The 17,103-nt window shown below is 45.5% G+C and carries 15 protein-coding genes; 4 read left to right on the top strand and 11 right to left on the bottom strand.

What is annotated here, in order from left to right; all coding sequences use genetic code 11:
• Window positions 1-59: 59 nt before the first annotated feature.
• Window positions 60-953 carry a LysR family transcriptional regulator gene (locus A8140_RS19165; protein ID WP_005533216.1) on the bottom strand — a complete coding sequence of 298 codons (894 nt, stop codon included), beginning with the start codon at window positions 951-953 and terminating at the stop codon, window positions 60-62.
• A gap of 108 nt (window positions 954-1,061) precedes the next feature.
• Between A8140_RS19165 and accD the strand changes: the two genes are divergently transcribed.
• Window positions 1,062-1,931, top strand: a complete 870-nt coding sequence (accD, locus tag A8140_RS19160; RefSeq protein WP_005533218.1) for an acetyl-CoA carboxylase, carboxyltransferase subunit beta — start codon at window positions 1,062-1,064, stop codon at window positions 1,929-1,931.
• 78 nt (window positions 1,932-2,009) lie between these two features.
• On the opposite strand, the gene A8140_RS19155 is transcribed toward accD, so the two are convergent.
• Complete coding sequence (locus A8140_RS19155) at window positions 2,010-2,750, bottom strand: prephenate dehydratase domain-containing protein (RefSeq protein WP_005533219.1); 741 nt, start codon at window positions 2,748-2,750, stop codon at window positions 2,010-2,012.
• A 219-nt stretch (window positions 2,751-2,969) separates the two neighbouring features.
• Between A8140_RS19155 and A8140_RS19150 the strand changes: the two genes are divergently transcribed.
• The 3 genes from A8140_RS19150 to A8140_RS19140 all read left to right on the top strand — a co-directional run bounded on the left by A8140_RS19150 (window position 2,970) and on the right by A8140_RS19140 (window position 5,032).
• Window positions 2,970-3,830: an immunity 49 family protein gene (locus A8140_RS19150; protein ID WP_005533221.1), complete on the top strand. Its 861-nt coding sequence runs from the start codon at window positions 2,970-2,972 to the stop codon at window positions 3,828-3,830.
• Between the two features lie 226 nt (window positions 3,831-4,056).
• A complete protein-coding gene (locus A8140_RS19145; RefSeq protein WP_005533223.1) occupies window positions 4,057-4,317 on the top strand; it encodes a DUF5062 family protein in 261 nt (86 codons plus the stop codon).
• A gap of 220 nt (window positions 4,318-4,537) precedes the next feature.
• Window positions 4,538-5,032 carry a YcxB family protein gene (locus A8140_RS19140; protein WP_005533225.1) on the top strand — a complete coding sequence of 165 codons (495 nt, stop codon included), beginning with the start codon at window positions 4,538-4,540 and terminating at the stop codon, window positions 5,030-5,032.
• Window positions 5,033-5,128: 96 nt separating this feature from the next.
• Here A8140_RS19140 and A8140_RS19135 read toward each other — a convergent pair whose 3' ends face one another.
• The 9 genes from A8140_RS19135 to A8140_RS19095 all read right to left on the bottom strand — a co-directional run bounded on the left by A8140_RS19135 (window position 5,129) and on the right by A8140_RS19095 (window position 16,915).
• On the bottom strand, window positions 5,129-7,276 hold the full coding sequence (locus A8140_RS19135) for a TonB-dependent receptor (protein WP_005533227.1): 2,148 nt from the start codon (window positions 7,274-7,276) through the stop codon (window positions 5,129-5,131).
• A gap of 48 nt (window positions 7,277-7,324) precedes the next feature.
• Entirely contained in the window at window positions 7,325-8,089 is a 765-nt protein-coding gene (fecE, locus tag A8140_RS19130) for a Fe(3+) dicitrate ABC transporter ATP-binding protein FecE (protein WP_005533230.1), read from the bottom strand.
• Entirely contained in the window at window positions 8,089-9,060 is a 972-nt protein-coding gene (locus A8140_RS19125) for a FecCD family ABC transporter permease (protein ID WP_005533231.1), read from the bottom strand. Before A8140_RS19125 ends, fecE begins: the two co-directional genes overlap by 1 nt.
• On the bottom strand, window positions 9,057-10,073 hold the full coding sequence (locus tag A8140_RS19120; RefSeq protein ID WP_005533233.1) for a FecCD family ABC transporter permease: 1,017 nt from the start codon (window positions 10,071-10,073) through the stop codon (window positions 9,057-9,059). Before A8140_RS19120 ends, A8140_RS19125 begins: the two co-directional genes overlap by 4 nt.
• A complete protein-coding gene (locus A8140_RS19115) occupies window positions 10,074-10,970 on the bottom strand; it encodes a Fe(3+) dicitrate ABC transporter substrate-binding protein FecB (RefSeq protein ID WP_005533234.1) in 897 nt (298 codons plus the stop codon). It lies immediately after the preceding gene.
• A gap of 421 nt (window positions 10,971-11,391) precedes the next feature.
• Entirely contained in the window at window positions 11,392-11,859 is a 468-nt protein-coding gene (locus A8140_RS19110; protein WP_005533236.1) for a hypothetical protein, read from the bottom strand.
• A gap of 12 nt (window positions 11,860-11,871) precedes the next feature.
• The gene (locus A8140_RS19105; protein WP_087490665.1) at window positions 11,872-13,980 is read right to left on the bottom strand and encodes an LruC domain-containing protein; all 2,109 of its coding nucleotides are present in this window, start codon (window positions 13,978-13,980) and stop codon (window positions 11,872-11,874) included.
• A 346-nt stretch (window positions 13,981-14,326) separates the two neighbouring features.
• Window positions 14,327-14,794 (bottom strand): hypothetical protein, encoded by a 468-nt coding sequence (locus A8140_RS19100; protein ID WP_005537253.1) that lies wholly within the window; start codon window positions 14,792-14,794, stop codon window positions 14,327-14,329.
• A gap of 12 nt (window positions 14,795-14,806) precedes the next feature.
• Window positions 14,807-16,915: an LruC domain-containing protein gene (locus A8140_RS19095; RefSeq protein ID WP_087490664.1), complete on the bottom strand. Its 2,109-nt coding sequence runs from the start codon at window positions 16,913-16,915 to the stop codon at window positions 14,807-14,809.
• Between the last annotated feature and the right edge of the window lie 188 nt (window positions 16,916-17,103).

The following is a 17,103-nucleotide window of genomic DNA, read 5'->3' as shown; positions in this document are numbered from 1 at the left end:
TTCTTATCTTTATTATTCGATATTTTTAAATGACAAGGTTGGTATTGTATCAACCCTTGCTATTCATTTGCTTGCTTTCTAAGGTGTTCGATAAATACGAGTACCTTCTTCGCTAAATGTTTTCGCGACGCGTAGAAGGCATATAGCACCAAATCTTCTGGCCCGTATTCCAGCTCGATCACTTCTAGCTCACCAGAATCGATTTCTTGATGGCAAAAGCCAGCGGGCAGTATTGCGAACCCAAGTCCAGCCAGCGCCCCCGTTTTAGCGAACTGTCCGCTGTTGACCTTAAATGACGATGCCACTCTTTGAGTTATCAAGGAGCCATCTGCTGTTTTGAAAACCCACGGTGTACCTTTCAAGGCGGTAAAGCTGCTGATGCAAGGGACGTGTTTTAAATCGGTAATCTGAAACGGCTTTTGGCAGTTTTGTAGCAGTTTAGGTGATGCCACAACAACACTTGGCCAGCGCTTAATTTCTTTGGCAATCCAATTGCTGTCTTCTAACTTCCCTCGATGAAAACTTAAGATAACGTCAAACCCGTCCAGCAAGTCCTCTTTCGGGCTCAGGTTCGTCTCGCAATTTAATGTAATCGAAGGATGTTGAGTACAAAACGAGACAACAGCTTTAGCCAGTTCTGGTGAATCAGGCATCAGAATATTGAGTTGTCCCATGACTTCGTGCGAGTGCTGAGTGACCTCTTCAAGCGCGTCATTGAGTTTGTCGAACAATGGTTGGGTGCGAAGGTAGAGTTGCTCTCCGGCTTCGGTAGCGCAAATACGTCTTGTGGTTCTATCAAATAATCGCACATCAAGTTGCTCTTCGAGTAGAGCAATGTGACGGCTGATATTAGATGTCGGTAAACACAAGAACTCCGCGGCTCGTTTAAAGCTGTTGTTCTCGTAAACACAGTGGAAACTCTTAAGCCATTGCGGGTCTATCTTATCAAGCATCTCAGTTAATCCCATTTTGTTGGATTATAAAGCCAGTAAAACCCACTTTATTACCTAAATCAGGTTTATACAATGCTCACCAACGTCGTTTCTGTATAAAGGTTTCTTATGAGTTGGTTAGAAAAGTTATTAGATAAAAACAACATCATTAACACGCGTAAAACATCGATCCCTGAAGGCGTTTGGACTAAGTGCCCGTCTTGTGAACAAGTGTTGTATCGAATAGCGCTAAAAGAAAACTTGGAAGTGTGCCCTAAATGCAACCATCACATGCGGATGACTGCGCGCCATCGATTGGACAGCTTCTTGGATAAAGAGAAGCAAAGCGAGATTGCCTGCGAGTATGAGCCGAAAGACGTGCTCAATTTTAAAGACAAGAAACGCTATAAAGAGCGTATCGCCCTTGCTCAAAAAAGCACTGGAGAGAAAGATGCACTGGTTGCGATGAAAGGCGAGCTATTAGGGTTACCCATCGTTGCTTGCGCATTTGAGTTTTCTTTTATGGCTGGCTCAATGGGCTCGGTAGTAGGTGCAAAGTTTGTTGAGGCCGTCGATATTGCCATCGAAGAAAATCGCGGCTTAGTCTGCTTTTCTGCCTGTGGCGGTGCAAGGATGCAAGAGTCTTTGATGGCATTGATGCAAATGGCCAAAACCAGTGCGGCGTTGGATCACTTATCCCGTGCGGGCTTGCCCTATATTTCGGTGTTGACCGATCAAACGTTTGGTGGCGTATCGGCAAGCATCGCAATGCTGGGGGATATCAATATCGGTGAACCAGAGGCAAGAATTGGGTTTGCAGGGCGTCGCGTAATCGAGCAAACCGTGCGAGAAAAACTGCCGGATGGTTTCCAACAAAGTGAGTTCCTTCTGGAGCATGGCGCATTAGATATGATTGTCGAGAGACGTGATATGCGAAGAAAGATAGGTGGGTTAATCGCAAAGCTGACCAACAAAAGTATTCAACCTGAAGCAGAGTAAGTTGCTGTTGCGTATTTCATTAGCGAAAGGCCAAGACGGAGGCTTTTCGCTAAGCTAACTACGGGGTTCTTTTCTTATTTACTTAGCCAACGCTTTTCCCTGTTTGATTGCTGCAATCAGGGCTTTGCGTGCTTGAGCTTCTGTTATCGGCGTCTCACGCTTGCTAATGTCCATCAGCAAAAATGATGTCTTGTTGTCTTTATTGTCTTGTACTCCTTTTTCTATGACCGCTAAGTTGGTATACGTCGATTCAAGTACACACGCTCCAATCGCCACGCTGCCCGCTGGGAGTTGACGTTCAGACACCTGTTTTGCCGCAGCAGCAGTGCCTTCAGGTACAGCAAGCTCTTTGGCTTTGGTTTGCTTTGTTTTCCATAAATTGATTTGTTTTAACGCAGCGGGGTGAGAAGCAATTAATGTGATTGGATGCTTAGTTTTCACATCTTCGGTGTTCATTAACACACACATTTCGATTGGTGTTGTGATAAAACCTTTCAAATCGACAGGTTTGTATTGCTGAAAGGCCTCCACTGTCGCCTGTACTAGACGCCCATCAATGGTTGAGTTTTCTACGGCGCTAAAGGCCAGTCCGCCGCGTTCGTTTGCCATTTTAAAGGTATTTGTCGGTGTGCCTGCAAAATCTACAGGCGCTTTGAGTTCTGGATGCTGGGTAAATAACTGAGTGATAGCGGCGTCATTAAAACTGCCTTTAGATGCTTGCACGTAGACCGGCTGTTCTGCGTGTACCAAAGGGCTGTTGCCCAACGTCGCTGCTAACGCAGTGCCCAGTATTCCTTTACTAATGGTTTTTATCTGCATTTGTTCTCCTTGACAGTAAGATTTATCAACGATTAAGACATCAATGTAACACAATAATGCGAGTGATTTTCGGTCGGGTTGGGTTTGGCATTCTCTCTATAACTAATTGATTAAGCATTGATATTATCAATTGATGTCGGCATCATTCTCTACCTGAACTTCGAAGTTTTGCGTTGTTGCAGTACCAAAATATAACGATTTATAACGGGCTAGGAATTGATGAAACCTATAAAGAATCACTATTTAGATATACCTGAAGAAAGAAAGTTGCGCATTTTTCGTAAAGAAGACGAACGCTTCTACAGCTTTTGGGAAAAAATGCTTGATGAAGAACAATCCTTTTACCAGCAACCTCTCAAAAGAATGAGTGGCGATGCTTGGCAGTCACTTCATGCATTTTTTATGGCCTCCGAATTCGGACAACATCAGGCTTCGCTAGCTTATATAAAAAGGGCGCTCGAGTTACTGAATAACGTGTACTTACTGGCCAATCATTCAGACCAAGTGGTTGAATTCTCCGTTGGGCACCGACACTTTTCGGAAGTAGGTAACCGTGCTGTTGCCGGAGGAACAATGGATGCATGGTTGGATGAAATCTGTTTAGCGATGGCCGCGAGAGATTGGCGCTGCGTAGAGCTGATGACCATCATGGATGAGTCGTTAGTGTCTATAAAGACGCCGTTTAATGTTGCTCTAGTCGAGTTCGTTAGCGGTGTATTTAGCAATTCATCAGCGTTACCTGAGTTATTGCAAACGGTAATGGAGAAATCCTCACCGCAATATTTAGAGTCAACCAGAGTGCCATATGTACACTCTTTGTTTATTCCATTTTTGAATGTGTTTGTTGCCATTATCGATGGCGATGAGGCACATTATCAAGAAGCACTGAGGGATGCGTTAGAGGCACATTACCAGTTCTACATGAATGAAGATGTTCGTTATTCGCCAAAAGGAAATGTTTCTCTGAAACTGACTGGTCTTGCTGCATTGGCATACGATAAGTATGGCTGGACGATTCCAGAAGCCGCATATTTGCCGAAATGGCTCGTGTACGGCGAGCATGATCTTTGTTCAGCATAAAACATTCTTAAGCAAATTTGTGCCCACTCGGGGGAAGCACGGAGGTGCACCATTTTTTAATGGTATATTGGTGATTATGTATTCCATGTTAATGATGAAGAATTAAGTTTGTTTTTCAACCGGTGACTTGGCAATAACGCATAAAGTTACCAATATGCGAGCTTACTAACATGCCATGCGTGACACTTAATGTATTCTTAATTGAAGCGAAGAAGAGGATTTATCAATGTCAAAAAGCTCCAAGCTTCACAATGAAGACAAACTGGTTAAGAAGGCACTAGAGATTGGTGGGAAGATGGCGAAACTACAAGGTTTTGACCTTCCTCAGTCACCACAGCCTGTAAGAGTAAAAGCGATTTATCTATTCTTGGTCGATGCCAAACAGATCACGCCACTACCTGAAAGCAAGCTAGACGGTGCAAGCATCAAACACCGACTGGCAGTATGGATACACAGTGCGTTGCCAGATAACGACCCTCTAAAGTAAAAATCTCAAGAAGTCACATCGGTAAATAACAACAAGGCGAGCTAAATGGTTCGCCTTGTTTGATCTTGGTAAACGTACTGCTCTTCTCACGTTTTGGTATTATTGACTTACAAAACAGAATCAAAATCGCTAAAGATAACGCCTGAGAAGCGCTACAATGCAAGTGTTGCAAGAGCGCAACCAAGAACACTCATTCACAGAAACCTTAAAGTAACCATACATGTCTAAAGATTTCGAATTCACCACAGAATACATACTCGACAAGCCTTTTTTTGCAGAGTGCTATGACCAAACTAGCCAGCCAACTAAGTTCCCACAGGCGTATTTGAAAGGATTACTCTTTCTCATTTTTGGTGTGGTTTTATTAGAGTTCGAACTGCTACCCAACGGTTATGTCGGTTGGTTCTTTATCGTGTTGAGTGTGATTGAAGCATGCAGCGTTTACTTCAAGAGGACTTGGTGGCTTTGGCGTCAAACCATCAGCTCAAGCCGTGGCAGCAAAGTGGTATTTGAAGTGAATGCGGATGGCGTGCGCTACAAAAGCGGTAAAGTTGACCGCAGACTCGCTTGGAAAGAAATCGACCAGCTTGAACAAACCGATTTGGGCTTCATTCTTCATCTTGGTAAACAACGCCAATACATCAGCAAATCTTGCTTAAACGAAGAAGTCATTTCGTTTATGGCAGCGCAGCACGCCGCATCTAAAGCGAACTAATCAACTAGCTTTAAATTGAAAAGGCGAACCATGTGGTTCGCCTTTTTTGATTTTCATTCTTTGTCTGTGGGACAGTGCTTATAAGAAAAATCAGAGTTAGAAATCAAGCTCGTAACTTAAGCTGAATGTGCGGCCACGACCAGAGAAGTAGTAAGAGCTGCTATTACGAATTTGGCTGAAGTAGTTGATGTATTGCTCATCCATTACGTTTTCAATACCAAAAGCGATACGGCCTTTATCACGCATGTCGTAATGCGTACTGAAATCAACCAGTCCGTAGCCATCAAAGTTTTGCTCTGCGCCAACATTGTTTGCACTTTTCTTGCTGTCGAATAGGTAGTTGTATTGAATTCGGCTCGCTAGCACATCAGAGAAATTATGGTTAACGGCAAGCAGTAGGCGATCTGGTGTCAGGTTTTTTAGATCCATGTCAGAGTCAACACTGCCATTGCCTGTAGTATCGACTTCACCTTCAACGTGCGCGTACATGGCACTCAGCTTTGTTGAATCAAGCACTTGGTAAGTTGAGGTTAGTTCATAACCCATAACTTCGGTGCGTTGGCGTTTTACATCGTAGGTACCATTGTTGTTGAGCTCTAAGTTAGCACCGTATTTTGCAACCGACATGTAAGTGCTTGCACTGAGAAACAGTTTGTCACCGCGATAGGTAAGACCTAGCTCATAGTTGTCTGTCACAACAGGTTCGACAGCCAGCATGGTATTAAAATCAATTGGGGTACCAACTTGTTGGGGAGGGGTATCTTCCTCATTAATCCAGACCCCTCTTAGAACTCGACCCATATCAGGCAGGCCAAACCCTTGATTAAAGCTCGCAAATGTACTGAATTCATCCGCAAAAGTATAAATGGCGCCTACGTTGAATACTGCTTTTGAAGAATCCTGTGTGCCACCAATGATCTCAGAGTTGTGTCCATCGATACCGTAACCATAGATAGTTTGACCATCGCTTACTTTTACACGGATGCTTTCATAGCGAATGCCAGTCGATAGGCGTAGCGCATCTGTCACTAGGAAGTCACCTTGAACGAACGGCGCTAGGCTGTAATATTCCATAAGAGGCGTCACATTCAAGCCTGACTGGTCGAGCGTTTGTTTCGTTTGATCATGTAGGCCATCTAAGCCAAATACCCAAGTATCATCGAGATCCAGCAAGTCATAGGTTTCGTAACCGACTTTGAAGCCAGTCTTTTGAGAAGAGATAACGCCTTGGTCGTTAACTTTGGTTTCGGTTGGGTTCCACGTTGCTTCACCAAACACTGCATCGTAGTTTTGGTAGAACATCTGAGTGGTAAGCACACCATTGCTCAGATTGTAGTTTGTGTACTGTAGGTTAAATAATTGAGCTTCATTGCTCACTGGTTTACCTGATGGGGCTCCGGGCTCAACTGTGCCAGGAATACCGTTGGCAAAATCACCGTCGACCCCTTTGTAGTTGCCATTGGCTTCGATTGTGTAGGTGTTGGCCGTCAATTCGATACGCTGATTACCGTCATTAAAGTTGTAGCCACCTTTAAAGAAAATATCCGTTGCTGTGCTGTCTTGCGTTTCACCCTGAATGTCGTTCATACCAATAGGGTTACCATTACCATCGTAGTAAAGGCCTTGTTGATCCCAAGAGCCACCAAAGAACAGGTCAAATTCGTCATCGTACTTACTGACGTTGTAGAAAACTTTTCCGCCAGTGCTGTCGTTATCGAAGCTTGAAGTCACACGAGTACCAACCGTTTGTTTCCAATCATCACCCGGTTTTGCACCTTTCGTGATGTAGTTGATGATACCGCCTGTTGCTCCCATACCTTGAACCGCACTTGCACCATTCACGACCTCGATTCGTTCAACCATTGATGGATCAATCGTGTAGCCGTAACGGTTGCCGTTTCGAAGAGGGTTCACTTGAGGTACACCATCAATCATGATGAGCGCTTGGCGACCACGCAGGTTTTCGCCTTGGTTAGACATCTTTTGGCGACTTGGTGTAATACCCGGAACCAAGGTAGCAAGAATGCTGGTCAGGTCGTCAGAGATGATAGATTGTTCTTCAATATCCTCAGCATCGATGACGGTGACCGCACCTGCAATTTTATCTGGCGTTTGGGTATAACGGGTCGCTGTTACCACCATGGTTTCCATCTCTTGTACGCCTTCGTTTTGCGTATCTGTCTCAGCGTGTGCACTCGCGATTGAAAGTGCTAATACTGAAAGAGTGAAAGGAAGTTTACTCATTTTAATATCCTGTCTTGAGTATTTAAATTTAGGCTATGTCGATTGTTTTTATAGGTTTATACACATAGGTTTGTTTGAAACGGGGTCATTCATGATCATTGCATCAAGATCGAAAACATCTTTGAGCAACGATTGAGTGAATATCTCTTCAGGTGCACCTTGATGGGTAACTTGCCCCTTCTTCAGTACCACCAAGTGATCGCAGTAACGGCAGGCTTGGTTCAAATCATGAAGTACGACAATTACGGTTTTTCCTGCCGCATTTAGCTTTTGAATCAACTTCATTAGCTCTACTTGGTGAGATAAATCGAGGTAAGTGGTCGGTTCATCAAGCATGACAATCGGTGTGTCTTGTGCCAAAACCATCGCTATCCAAACACGTTGGCGCTGACCGCCGGATAGAGCATCTACCTTCTTATCGACCAATTCCTCTATCTGTGTTGCGGCAATGGCTTTGTCTACTTTTTCGTGGTCGTCTTGAGTCAAATGCCCCCAGTAAGATAAATAGGGTGAGCGGCCGTATTCAACGAGTCTTCTCACCGTAATATCTTCTGGCGTTGTCAACACTTGGGGCAGCAATGAAATGTATCGAGACAGCTCTTTGTCGGCGTAATCTTTAATCGACTTATCGTAGACAGTGAGTGAGCCATCAAATTGTTTGTTGATGCGACACAAGGTTTTAAGCAACGTCGACTTACCACTTCCGTTGGGGCCAATTAATGCTGTGATCTTTCCTTCTGGAATGTCGAGATCGAGGTTATGAATAATGTTTTCTTTGCCATAAGAAACAGACAGCTGATGTGTTTTAAGCATTATTTCCAACCTTTATAGCGTTGAAGTAAGAAGATGAAGTAAGGTGCACCAATGAGCGAAGTCAGTACTCCAGCCGGAAGTTCAAGTGGGGGAGCAATACCACGAGCGGCAGCGTCTGCGACAACCACAAGTAAAGCCCCAATCACACCAGACATAGGGAGCAAGTACTTGTGATTGTGTCCAAACAATAAGCGAGCTAAATGAGGAGATAGCAAGCCCACGAAGCTGATCGTCCCACATACTGCAACGCTAATACTGGCAAGGAGAACGGAAAGAACCAATGCGATAAAGCGTGTGCGCTCTGGTTGAGCACCTATTGTGGTGGCGGCTTCTTCCCCAAGCCCCATTAAGTCGAGTTTCCAAGCCAGTCGCAACGCAAGAGGCAGTAAGATGGCCAGTGATATCCAAATCAATGGCACTTGTGACCAGTTACGCCCCCATAAGCTTCCGGTTAACCAGACCATTGCCGTATTAATTTCTACCGGGTTAACAATCAGCAGAAAATCGATACCGCTAGAAATGAAGGTGCTGATTGCGATGCCAATCAATGCGAGCCTTGCTGGGGTGGGGTTGTATTTATAGCTGATACCAATAATACCAAGCGCGGCGGTAACCCCTCCGGCAATGGCAACAGAGGCAAGTAACGGCAATGATGCGTCTGGCACATAAACAAGCAGCAAGGTTGCAGCAAAACCAGTACCCGCGCTGATACCCATTAAATCTGGTGAGGCGAGAGGGTTTCTCAAGACTCCTTGGATCAATGCTCCAGAAAGCCCGAGTCCAGCACCAACGCCAATCGCTAAGATAAAACGTGGCAGTCGGTATTGATTAATAATGAAATCGAAGTCGCCACCGTGAAATAATGTGGTTACCACGTCACTTAAGGAAAGGGAGACACTACCGACGAATAAGCTGCCTATCGCACAAGAAACTAATAAAACGGTTAACGTAATTGCTTTTGTTTTGTTCATGACACTTTGCTCCTAACGGCCAGTGCAATGAAGAATGGCGAACCAATCAATGCAGTAATAACCCCGACTGGCGTTTCTGCTGGGAACGCGACCATGCGTGAAATAACGTCAGACCACACCAAAAGGCTTGCGCCAAGAATCGCGGTGACAGGCAGCAAAGTAAAGTGATTGGTGCCGACAAGCTTGCGGGCGATATGAGGAACAAGTAGGCCAACAAAAGCGATAGGTCCCGCGATAGCAACACTCGATGTGGTTAGCAACAGCACGGAAATACAAGCAATAACACGTGTGCGGGTGAGGTTTACACCAAGTCCGGTCGCAATATCGTCGCCAAGAGTCAGCAAGTTAAGACTACGAGCGAGTGATATGGTCAAAACGATTCCAACCAAGCTCACAGGCCAAAATTGTGCCCAGTCTTCCCAAGTGATGTTAGCGATCGACCCAGCCAGCCAGTTCAAAACGCTATAGGCCATATCATCGGCTAGGATTAATGCACTTCTTGTAATACCAACTAACAGGGCGTTAACGGCAATGCCGGCCAATACCAACTTAATTGGATGTGACTTACCAGCAAAGAAACCACCTAAAGAAAGTACGAGCAGTCCGCTTACCGCGCCACCAAGCAATGCATTAACGGAAAGTGGTAATTCAGGCAAGAAAACCAAATTCATGGAAGAGATAGCGATAAAACAAGATGCCCCGGCGTTTATCCCCAAAATGCTTGGAGACGCCAGTGGATTGGCTGTTAACCCTTGCATAAGAAGCCCAGCAATCGCGAGATTGATACCAATCAGGATAGAGGCCAGTACACGGGGGGCTCTCAACGATGAGAGAATCTGATGTTTTATATTTGCTTCATCAAAGCTAAACCAGAACCCCAATAAGTCGTGGATCTTAAGCTCAAAGGAGGAGTAGCTGATCATAGATGCAACCGTCCCCAAACTGAGTGCTAAAAAAACAACGAAACAGCCAAATAGCGCTTTTCTACTTTGCATAACATTAATAAAAGACATCTATTTGTTTAGTAATTCAGAAAGATCTTGTGCGATTTGCTCGGCAGCATGCATACCTCGGTTAAGAGACCAAGCTTGTGGCGAAACATTCACAACCTGTTGGCGCTTGCGTGCGTTAAGGAGATTGAAAAGAGGGCTCTGTTTCCATGTGTCTGCGATGGTGTTCTCACTGTATGGTCCGATCAGAAGCCAGTCCGGGTTGGTTTTTAGCAGCTGCTCTAAGCTCACTTCAACGTAAGCACGCTCTGTCTCATTTGGAATTGGGCTCTGGATACCTAGGCAAGTTAACACGCTTCCCGCGTACGATTTTGGGCCATGTAGCCACATGCCTTTTTCTGTTGCAACCGCGAACTGCATAGTGTCGGAGCTCGCAAACTTCGTCTTGAATTTAGCCATCACCGTTTTGTGTTGCTCAATGCGCGACTTCATCTCTTGTTCCTTGTTTAGAACAATACCGATTTTCATTGCGGCATCTAGGTTCTGTTCATAGTTCTCACCACGGCTTTTCAGAAGCAGCGTTGGGGCAATCTTAGACAGAGCGTCATAGGCAGACGAATGTCGTTGAACATCGGCAATGATAAGGTCAGGCTTCAATTGAGAGATAACTTCTAAGCTTGGCTGGGGGCGCATACCAACAGAAGTCCAAGGTGCCACTCGGTCTCGAATCGATTTAAGAATTCGGTTTACATCTTTATCATCCGCAACGCCAACAGGAGAAACTCCGACAGAGGCTAGGGCATCGACAAAAGAATACTCCAAAGCAACGACGCGTTGAGGTGTCCCTGTGATCGTGAACGTTCCTCTTTCATCTGTGACCGAACGTTCATTATTTGCGAAAGTTCCAAATGAGGTGAGAGTACACATCACCAATGCGATTGCTCTATGGATAAGGCCCATTTAACTATTCCGTTATGAAGTTTTGATTAGTAAGGAAGTGTGTCCGTACAGGAAGAAGTTGCGAATGTTAGTGCAACTGAGAAGTAATATCAATGGTAAATGATGTTATTGTTATTAAGGCTGGTGGGGTTTTATTGGGAGGTATTTTTTTGGCAAATGTATGGCCGATCGTTATGTGTATGGTGAATGCTAAATGTTAATTCTGACGATGAATCATTCGCCACATATTAACTCGCCTGATGTGAATTTGGCTTTTTGAAGGATAATCGAAACCGACTTGCTGGAAGTTAATGTAATTTGCTACGAGTGAGAGTGATATCCTAATTTATGACGTTTTCTCCCAATTCAAAAAAAATCGCATGTTCCGAAGAAGCATGCGATTTTTTAAGTGGTGCTTAGTTGCCCGTAGAGCTAGAGAGCTTTACAGCTTCAAGCTAGTGTCATTGACAGAGATAACACGTTTTACTGGCTCTGAGCCATCATAAAACCAAATCTCGACCAGTAGGTCTTTTTGGTTGTCAGATACATTAAAGTCGAAATCCACCTTCCCACTGGTTAATGGAACAGAAACCACTTTACTTGCGTAATGAGCTCGGTAGTTACCAGCGTTGTCTTCGCTAAATTGCTTGTACAAACTCAGCTGTGCTCGTTGTGTCGAAAAGCCGCTAATATCCACACTCAGTGTGCCTGGTTTCACTGGGTTGTAGTCAAAGCCCTCTGGGACAACTAAGTCCTGCGCTGTTGTAGGCTCATCTGGTTCAACAATGGTAACAGGGGGCGGAGTAGAGCTGTCATCATCGCTGCTTCCACCGCCGGAGCCATCACCGCCCCCACAGGCGGTGAGCGCGAGTAGGATAAACCCCATAAGAATTGCAATTATATATTTCATCGTATCCTCTCCCTATGGCAGATCGTAAGTTTTGTCAGTGGCAGGTGATTGATGCCAGTTTTGGTTTGTTGTGCCGCCGGATTCTGCCCAATCTTGGAACTCAGGGTAGGCTTCGACAATATCAACGCGCTCCAGTGGCCATTTCCAATCTTCAACGATGAGCAGTGCCCAAGGCAGGTAGGTCGCGGTTTTAAAGTAGTTGTTGGAGCCATTCAAGCTAGCATCGACACCGATACCGTATAAACTCGTATCGAATTGTTCCGTAGGAGCTTGGCCTGGCAGGTGAATTTCCAATGTTCGTCCAGGTTGGAATGGAAGCCCTTCACCATGATAAGTATTTGGTGTGGCGAAGATGAACGGGTCATACGGCATGTTGGCAATGGCGGAGCGATCGGAGCCTTCGGTAAAGTAGATATCGAGAGAAAAGTTCAGCAGCGAAGCGCCAGTGTCACAACCCGACTCGGTTCTGAAGTAAGTACAACCGCCGCTTGGACTAGCGTGTACACTCATATCTTCACCGATAATGAATATGGCTTCATCGGAGATAGATTCAAGGCCACTCGAAGCTTGTTCAACACCGTCGAATTTGAGCGTTGTTAAGGCCGTTTCAATGCTGCTTCGTGCGACGCCAGGTAGTCGGATCGCGAAACCGTTTTGATAACTAGCACCGTAAGCCACTAACTTACCAGAAATACTGATGATTTCGACGTGTCCTGCGAGGGTGGTCTCTGTTATCTGAAGGTCGACGACCACGTCATTCATATCGTAATCAGCCGTATATGGCCAGTTGTCTTCAAAAGCGACCGAAGCATAAGAGTCAACAGTTGGGAAATGCTCGACCGAGTACCCGTTACCTGTAATGGTAATAGGGTGGTCTTCCACTTCACCGGACGTTGAACCACCCGTGTAGCTTAGGCCTGTCTGTTGACTGAATCGGAAACGGCTCCAGCTTGACCCTGCAGTTGCTGCGTCAGACACAATAAATGGCAGCGTGTTACTACCAGCGGAGAGAAGTTCATCAGTAAAGACTTGTTCACCCGCATCAGCAAAGTCGCCATCTCGGTTCCAGTCAAACCATGCAGACAAATAGCCAGAAGTGGAGGCGGTGACTTCAATCACCGAGCTTAAACCCGGGTCTAGTGCCGCCACGAAGCCAACCCCTTCTTCATCGGCAGTGTCGACAGCATTGTCATCCGCTTGCCCGCCAACATCGCCATCAGGGGCAACGCTGCCCAAGTAGGTAGAACCGTCTATTTCGTGGCGAGGACCATTTGACGCCAATGTCGTGCTGTAGGTGTTTGGAGCATCGCCAAAGTCAATTGTAGAGTTTGTTGGTACAGCAGATGCGCTCGCACATCGTGCGCCGTCATTCTGGCCAGAAGCGGGTCCATTTGCAAAGAACACTCCGTTTACATTGGTGATGTTCGATGGATCGGTTAGATCGATTCTATAAATGTTACCTGTACTATTACTAGCGGCGTACAGATATCCCTCGCCGTCAAAATACAGAGCGCCATATCCGTCTCCACCGATACCAGTGTTACCTCTATCGATTCTACTGCCGTTTGAGCGGCTGTACTCGTATAAAATCCCCGTATTATTATCGACACCATATATCTTTCCGTTCAAAGGGTGAATGGCGATATCAGAGTGATTTGCTTTGTTAGTCGAATAGGATTTGACGGTTTGAATACTCAGGCTGGCTGAAGAGTTTGATGCCAAAGGGGCGAGGTTAATCTTGAATATACCTTTCGACCTGTTGTAGAAATAAAGGTAGTCATCGTATACGTCACCTGCAATAAAACCGTAACTGGGTAAGTTTGACACGGAGACAACTTCGGCCTGGAAATCACTCCCCATTCTCAATACTCTCTGGTTCTCGGAATCATAGCCGTAAAGATAACCATCGTTCTCACTAAAACCCGCAGCATTAAAGCCGGACTGACCTAAGCCGATGGAGGCCACTTCTAAATTGTAGGTGCCGGTTACTAAGTCGACAGAGTATACCGATGCTGGCTTCCCTTGGATTAAGTAGGCATCACTGGGGCATTCACTAAACGGCCCTGCGAAGCTATGTGTACTTATCGCAATCCCCGTTGCCAGGAGAAATAAACGTTTCATAAGAAGTCCCTTTTGAATTAGGTAAAGATGCATATGAAACTTTTATGCCATTTATTATGCTTTGTTTGTTAAGTGTTTTTTTCTAAGCATTCCTGACGTTTTCATTATGAGAGTCAAAAAGGTTGGAAAATGTTTAAGATTTTGAAAAGTGGAGTCATGAAGTTAAAATCAAACTCTGTATTTTGAAGAGATTGTCATTAGAGTGCTTGGTTCAAAACTTTCTTAGTGGTCAGTAGATCATTAAAACTATTTCACAGTCACCTTCCAGCTTTCAAAAAAATCGCATGTTCCTAAGAAGCATGCGATTTTTTAAGTGGTGCTTAGTTACCCGCAGAGTTAGAGAGCCTTACAGCTTCAAGCTAGAATCATTGACAGAGATAACACGTTTTACCGGCTCTGAGCCATCATAAAACCAAATCTCGACCAGCAAGTCTTTCTGGTTGTCAGATACATTAAAGTCGAAATCCACTTTCCCACTGGCTAATGGAACAGAAACCACTTTACTTGCGTAATGAGCTCGGTAGTTACCAGCGTTGTCTTCGCTAAATTGCTTGTACAAACTCAACTGTGCTCGTTGTGTCGAAAAGCCGCTAATATCTACACTCAGTGTGCCTGATTTTACTGGGTTGTAGTCAAAGCCCTCTGGGACAACTAAGTCCTGTGCTGTTGTAGGCTCATCTGGTTCAACAATGGTAACAGGAGGTGGAGTAGAGCTGTCATCATCGCTGCTTCCACTGCCAGAGCTATCACCGCCCCCACAGGCGGCGAGCGCGAGTAGGATAAACCCCATAAGAATTGCAATTATATATTTCATCGTATCCTCTCCCTATGGCAGATCGTAAGTTTTGTCAGTGGCAGGCGATTGATGCCAGTTTTGGTTTGTTGTGCCGCCGGATTCTGCCCAATCTTGGAACTCAGGGTAGGCTTCGACAATATCAACGCGCTCCAGTGGCCATTTCCAATCTTCAACGATGAGCAGTGCCCAAGGCAGGTAGGTCGCGGTTTTAAAGTAGTTGTTGGAGCCATTCAAGCTAGCATCGACACCGATACCGTATAAACTCGTATCGAATTGTTCCGTAGGAGCTTGGCCTGGCAGGTGAATTTCCAATGTTCGTCCAGGTTGGAATGGAAGCCCTTCACCATGATAAGTATTTGGTGTGGCGAAGATGAACGGGTCATACGGCATGTTGGCAATGGCGGAGCGATCGGAGCCTTCGGTAAAGTAGATATCGAGAGAAAAGTTCAGCAGCGAAGCGCCAGTGTCACAACCCGACTCGGTTCTGAAGTAAGTACAACCGCCGCTTGGACTAGCGTGTACACTCATATCTTCACCGATAATGAATATGGCTTCATCGGAGATAGATTCAAGGCCACTCGAAGCTTGTTCAACACCGTCGAATTTGAGCGTTGTTAAGGCCGTTTCAATGCTGCTTCGTGCGACGCCAGGTAGTCGGATCGCGAAACCGTTTTGATAACTAGCACCGTAAGCCACTAACTTACCAGAAATACTGATGATTTCGACGTGTCCTGCGAGGGTGGTCTCTGTTATCTGAAGGTCGACGACCACGTCATTCATATCGTAATCAGCCGTATATGGCCAGTTGTCTTCAAAAGCGACCGAAGCATAAGAGTCAACAGTTGGGAAATGCTCGACCGAGTACCCGTTACCTGTAATGGTAATAGGGTGGTCTTCCACTTCACCGGACGTTGAACCACCCGTGTAGCTTAGGCCTGTCTGTTGACTGAATCGGAAACGGCTCCAGCTTGACCCTGCAGTTGCTGCGTCAGACACAATAAATGGCAGCGTGTTACTACCAGCGGAGAGAAGTTCATCAGTAAAGACTTGTTCACCCGCATCAGCAAAGTCGCCATCTCGGTTCCAGTCAAACCATGCAGACAAATAGCCAGAAGTGGAGGCGGTGACTTCAATCACCGAGCTTAAACCCGGGTCTAGTGCCGCCACGAAGCCAACCCCTTCTTCATCGGCAGTGTCGACAGCATTGTCATCTGCTTGCCCGCCAACATCGCCATCAGGGGCAACGCTGCCCAAGTAGGTTGTACCATCAACTTCATGACGTGGACCGTTTGAAGCCAATGTTGTACCGTAGGTGTCTGGTGCATCACCAAAATCGATAGGGTCATTTGGATCAATGATTGGCGCATTAGCGCAGCGGGCACCATCGTTTTGGTTGGATACTGGCCCATTAGCAACAAACTCTACAGCGGATACAGTGCCCGCCGCAAGGCTTGCGGAAGACAAGTCGATTCTAAAAATTTTACCGTCGGAGTTGCGCGACAAATACAGATTAGCATCAACATCAAAGTAAGCGGCGCCGAACGACCCTGTCACACCAGTGTTGCCGACCAGAGTCGTTACGCCGGTTGTACGATTGATACTGTAAAGTTTCCCTGTATTTGTATCTACCGCATATATATTGCCGTTATCCGGGTGAAAAGCGAAATCAGCAAAAGAAAGTGTTGCCGTAGAGTTTACTTGTACTAGTGAAAGTGTCGCGGTTGGGTCACTGTCGAGAGGTGCGAGATCAATTTTGTATATACCTTTGTTTCTTCTATACACGTAGTACACATGATCATAGACGTCACCCACGAAAAAGTGGTTCCCTGTTCCGAGCAGACCAGACACATTTAACACCTCCGCCTGGAAATCTTGCCCCAGACGGACAACACGGTTCTCGGTCGTGTCGTAGCCGTAAAGATAGCGGTCGGTGAAATCAAACCCGACAGCATTAATGTTCCCTGGAATGCCAGTGTCTGTTTCCAGCAAAGTTGTAGAGCCAGTGACTAGATTAACCCCGTAAATCTGAGTCGGGGCAGATTGGAACAAAAATGCTTGGCTCGGGCAGGTGTCGAATGGCGTTGCGTATGCATTTACTCCTAAACAAATCGACCCCATTAATAATGATATTCTTCTCATAGTCGTTTCCCTTAACAAGTTGCATATGATGTTATGAATAAATCGTGCCATTAATAACGCATTGAAAAATGTCATTTATTCAGGGAAGGGGGTGTTTTTACAAATGTGAATGTCAATTTGACTAGCAGTTTAAAATAGGGAGTAATCGAAAGGTAAATTGAAATTTTTAATCGCAATAACAGATTGGG

It is taken from the genome of Vibrio campbellii CAIM 519 = NBRC 15631 = ATCC 25920, from assembly GCF_002163755.1.
In the GTDB taxonomy this organism is placed as follows: Bacteria; Pseudomonadota; Gammaproteobacteria; order Enterobacterales; family Vibrionaceae; genus Vibrio; species Vibrio campbellii.
The sequence above is the reverse complement of the archived record's forward strand: the minus strand, read 5'-3'. Positions and strand labels throughout refer to the sequence as shown.

Coding starts and splice junctions, on each gene's coding strand:
- A8140_RS19165 (WP_005533216.1), bottom strand. CDS start 953: ATGCTTGATAAGATAGACCCGCAATGGCTTAAGAGTTTCCACTGTGTT.
- accD (WP_005533218.1), top strand. CDS start 1,062: ATGAGTTGGTTAGAAAAGTTATTAGATAAAAACAACATCATTAACACG.
- A8140_RS19155 (WP_005533219.1), bottom strand. CDS start 2,750: ATGCAGATAAAAACCATTAGTAAAGGAATACTGGGCACTGCGTTAGCA.
- A8140_RS19150 (WP_005533221.1), top strand. CDS start 2,970: ATGAAACCTATAAAGAATCACTATTTAGATATACCTGAAGAAAGAAAG.
- A8140_RS19145 (WP_005533223.1), top strand. CDS start 4,057: ATGTCAAAAAGCTCCAAGCTTCACAATGAAGACAAACTGGTTAAGAAG.
- A8140_RS19140 (WP_005533225.1), top strand. CDS start 4,538: ATGTCTAAAGATTTCGAATTCACCACAGAATACATACTCGACAAGCCT.
- A8140_RS19135 (WP_005533227.1), bottom strand. CDS start 7,276: ATGAGTAAACTTCCTTTCACTCTTTCAGTATTAGCACTTTCAATCGCG.
- fecE (WP_005533230.1), bottom strand. CDS start 8,089: ATGCTTAAAACACATCAGCTGTCTGTTTCTTATGGCAAAGAAAACATT.
- A8140_RS19125 (WP_005533231.1), bottom strand. CDS start 9,060: ATGAACAAAACAAAAGCAATTACGTTAACCGTTTTATTAGTTTCTTGT.
- A8140_RS19120 (WP_005533233.1), bottom strand. CDS start 10,073: ATGTCTTTTATTAATGTTATGCAAAGTAGAAAAGCGCTATTTGGCTGT.
- A8140_RS19115 (WP_005533234.1), bottom strand. CDS start 10,970: ATGGGCCTTATCCATAGAGCAATCGCATTGGTGATGTGTACTCTCACC.
- A8140_RS19110 (WP_005533236.1), bottom strand. CDS start 11,859: ATGAAATATATAATTGCAATTCTTATGGGGTTTATCCTACTCGCGCTC.
- A8140_RS19105 (WP_087490665.1), bottom strand. CDS start 13,980: ATGAAACGTTTATTTCTCCTGGCAACGGGGATTGCGATAAGTACACAT.
- A8140_RS19100 (WP_005537253.1), bottom strand. CDS start 14,794: ATGAAATATATAATTGCAATTCTTATGGGGTTTATCCTACTCGCGCTC.
- A8140_RS19095 (WP_087490664.1), bottom strand. CDS start 16,915: ATGAGAAGAATATCATTATTAATGGGGTCGATTTGTTTAGGAGTAAAT.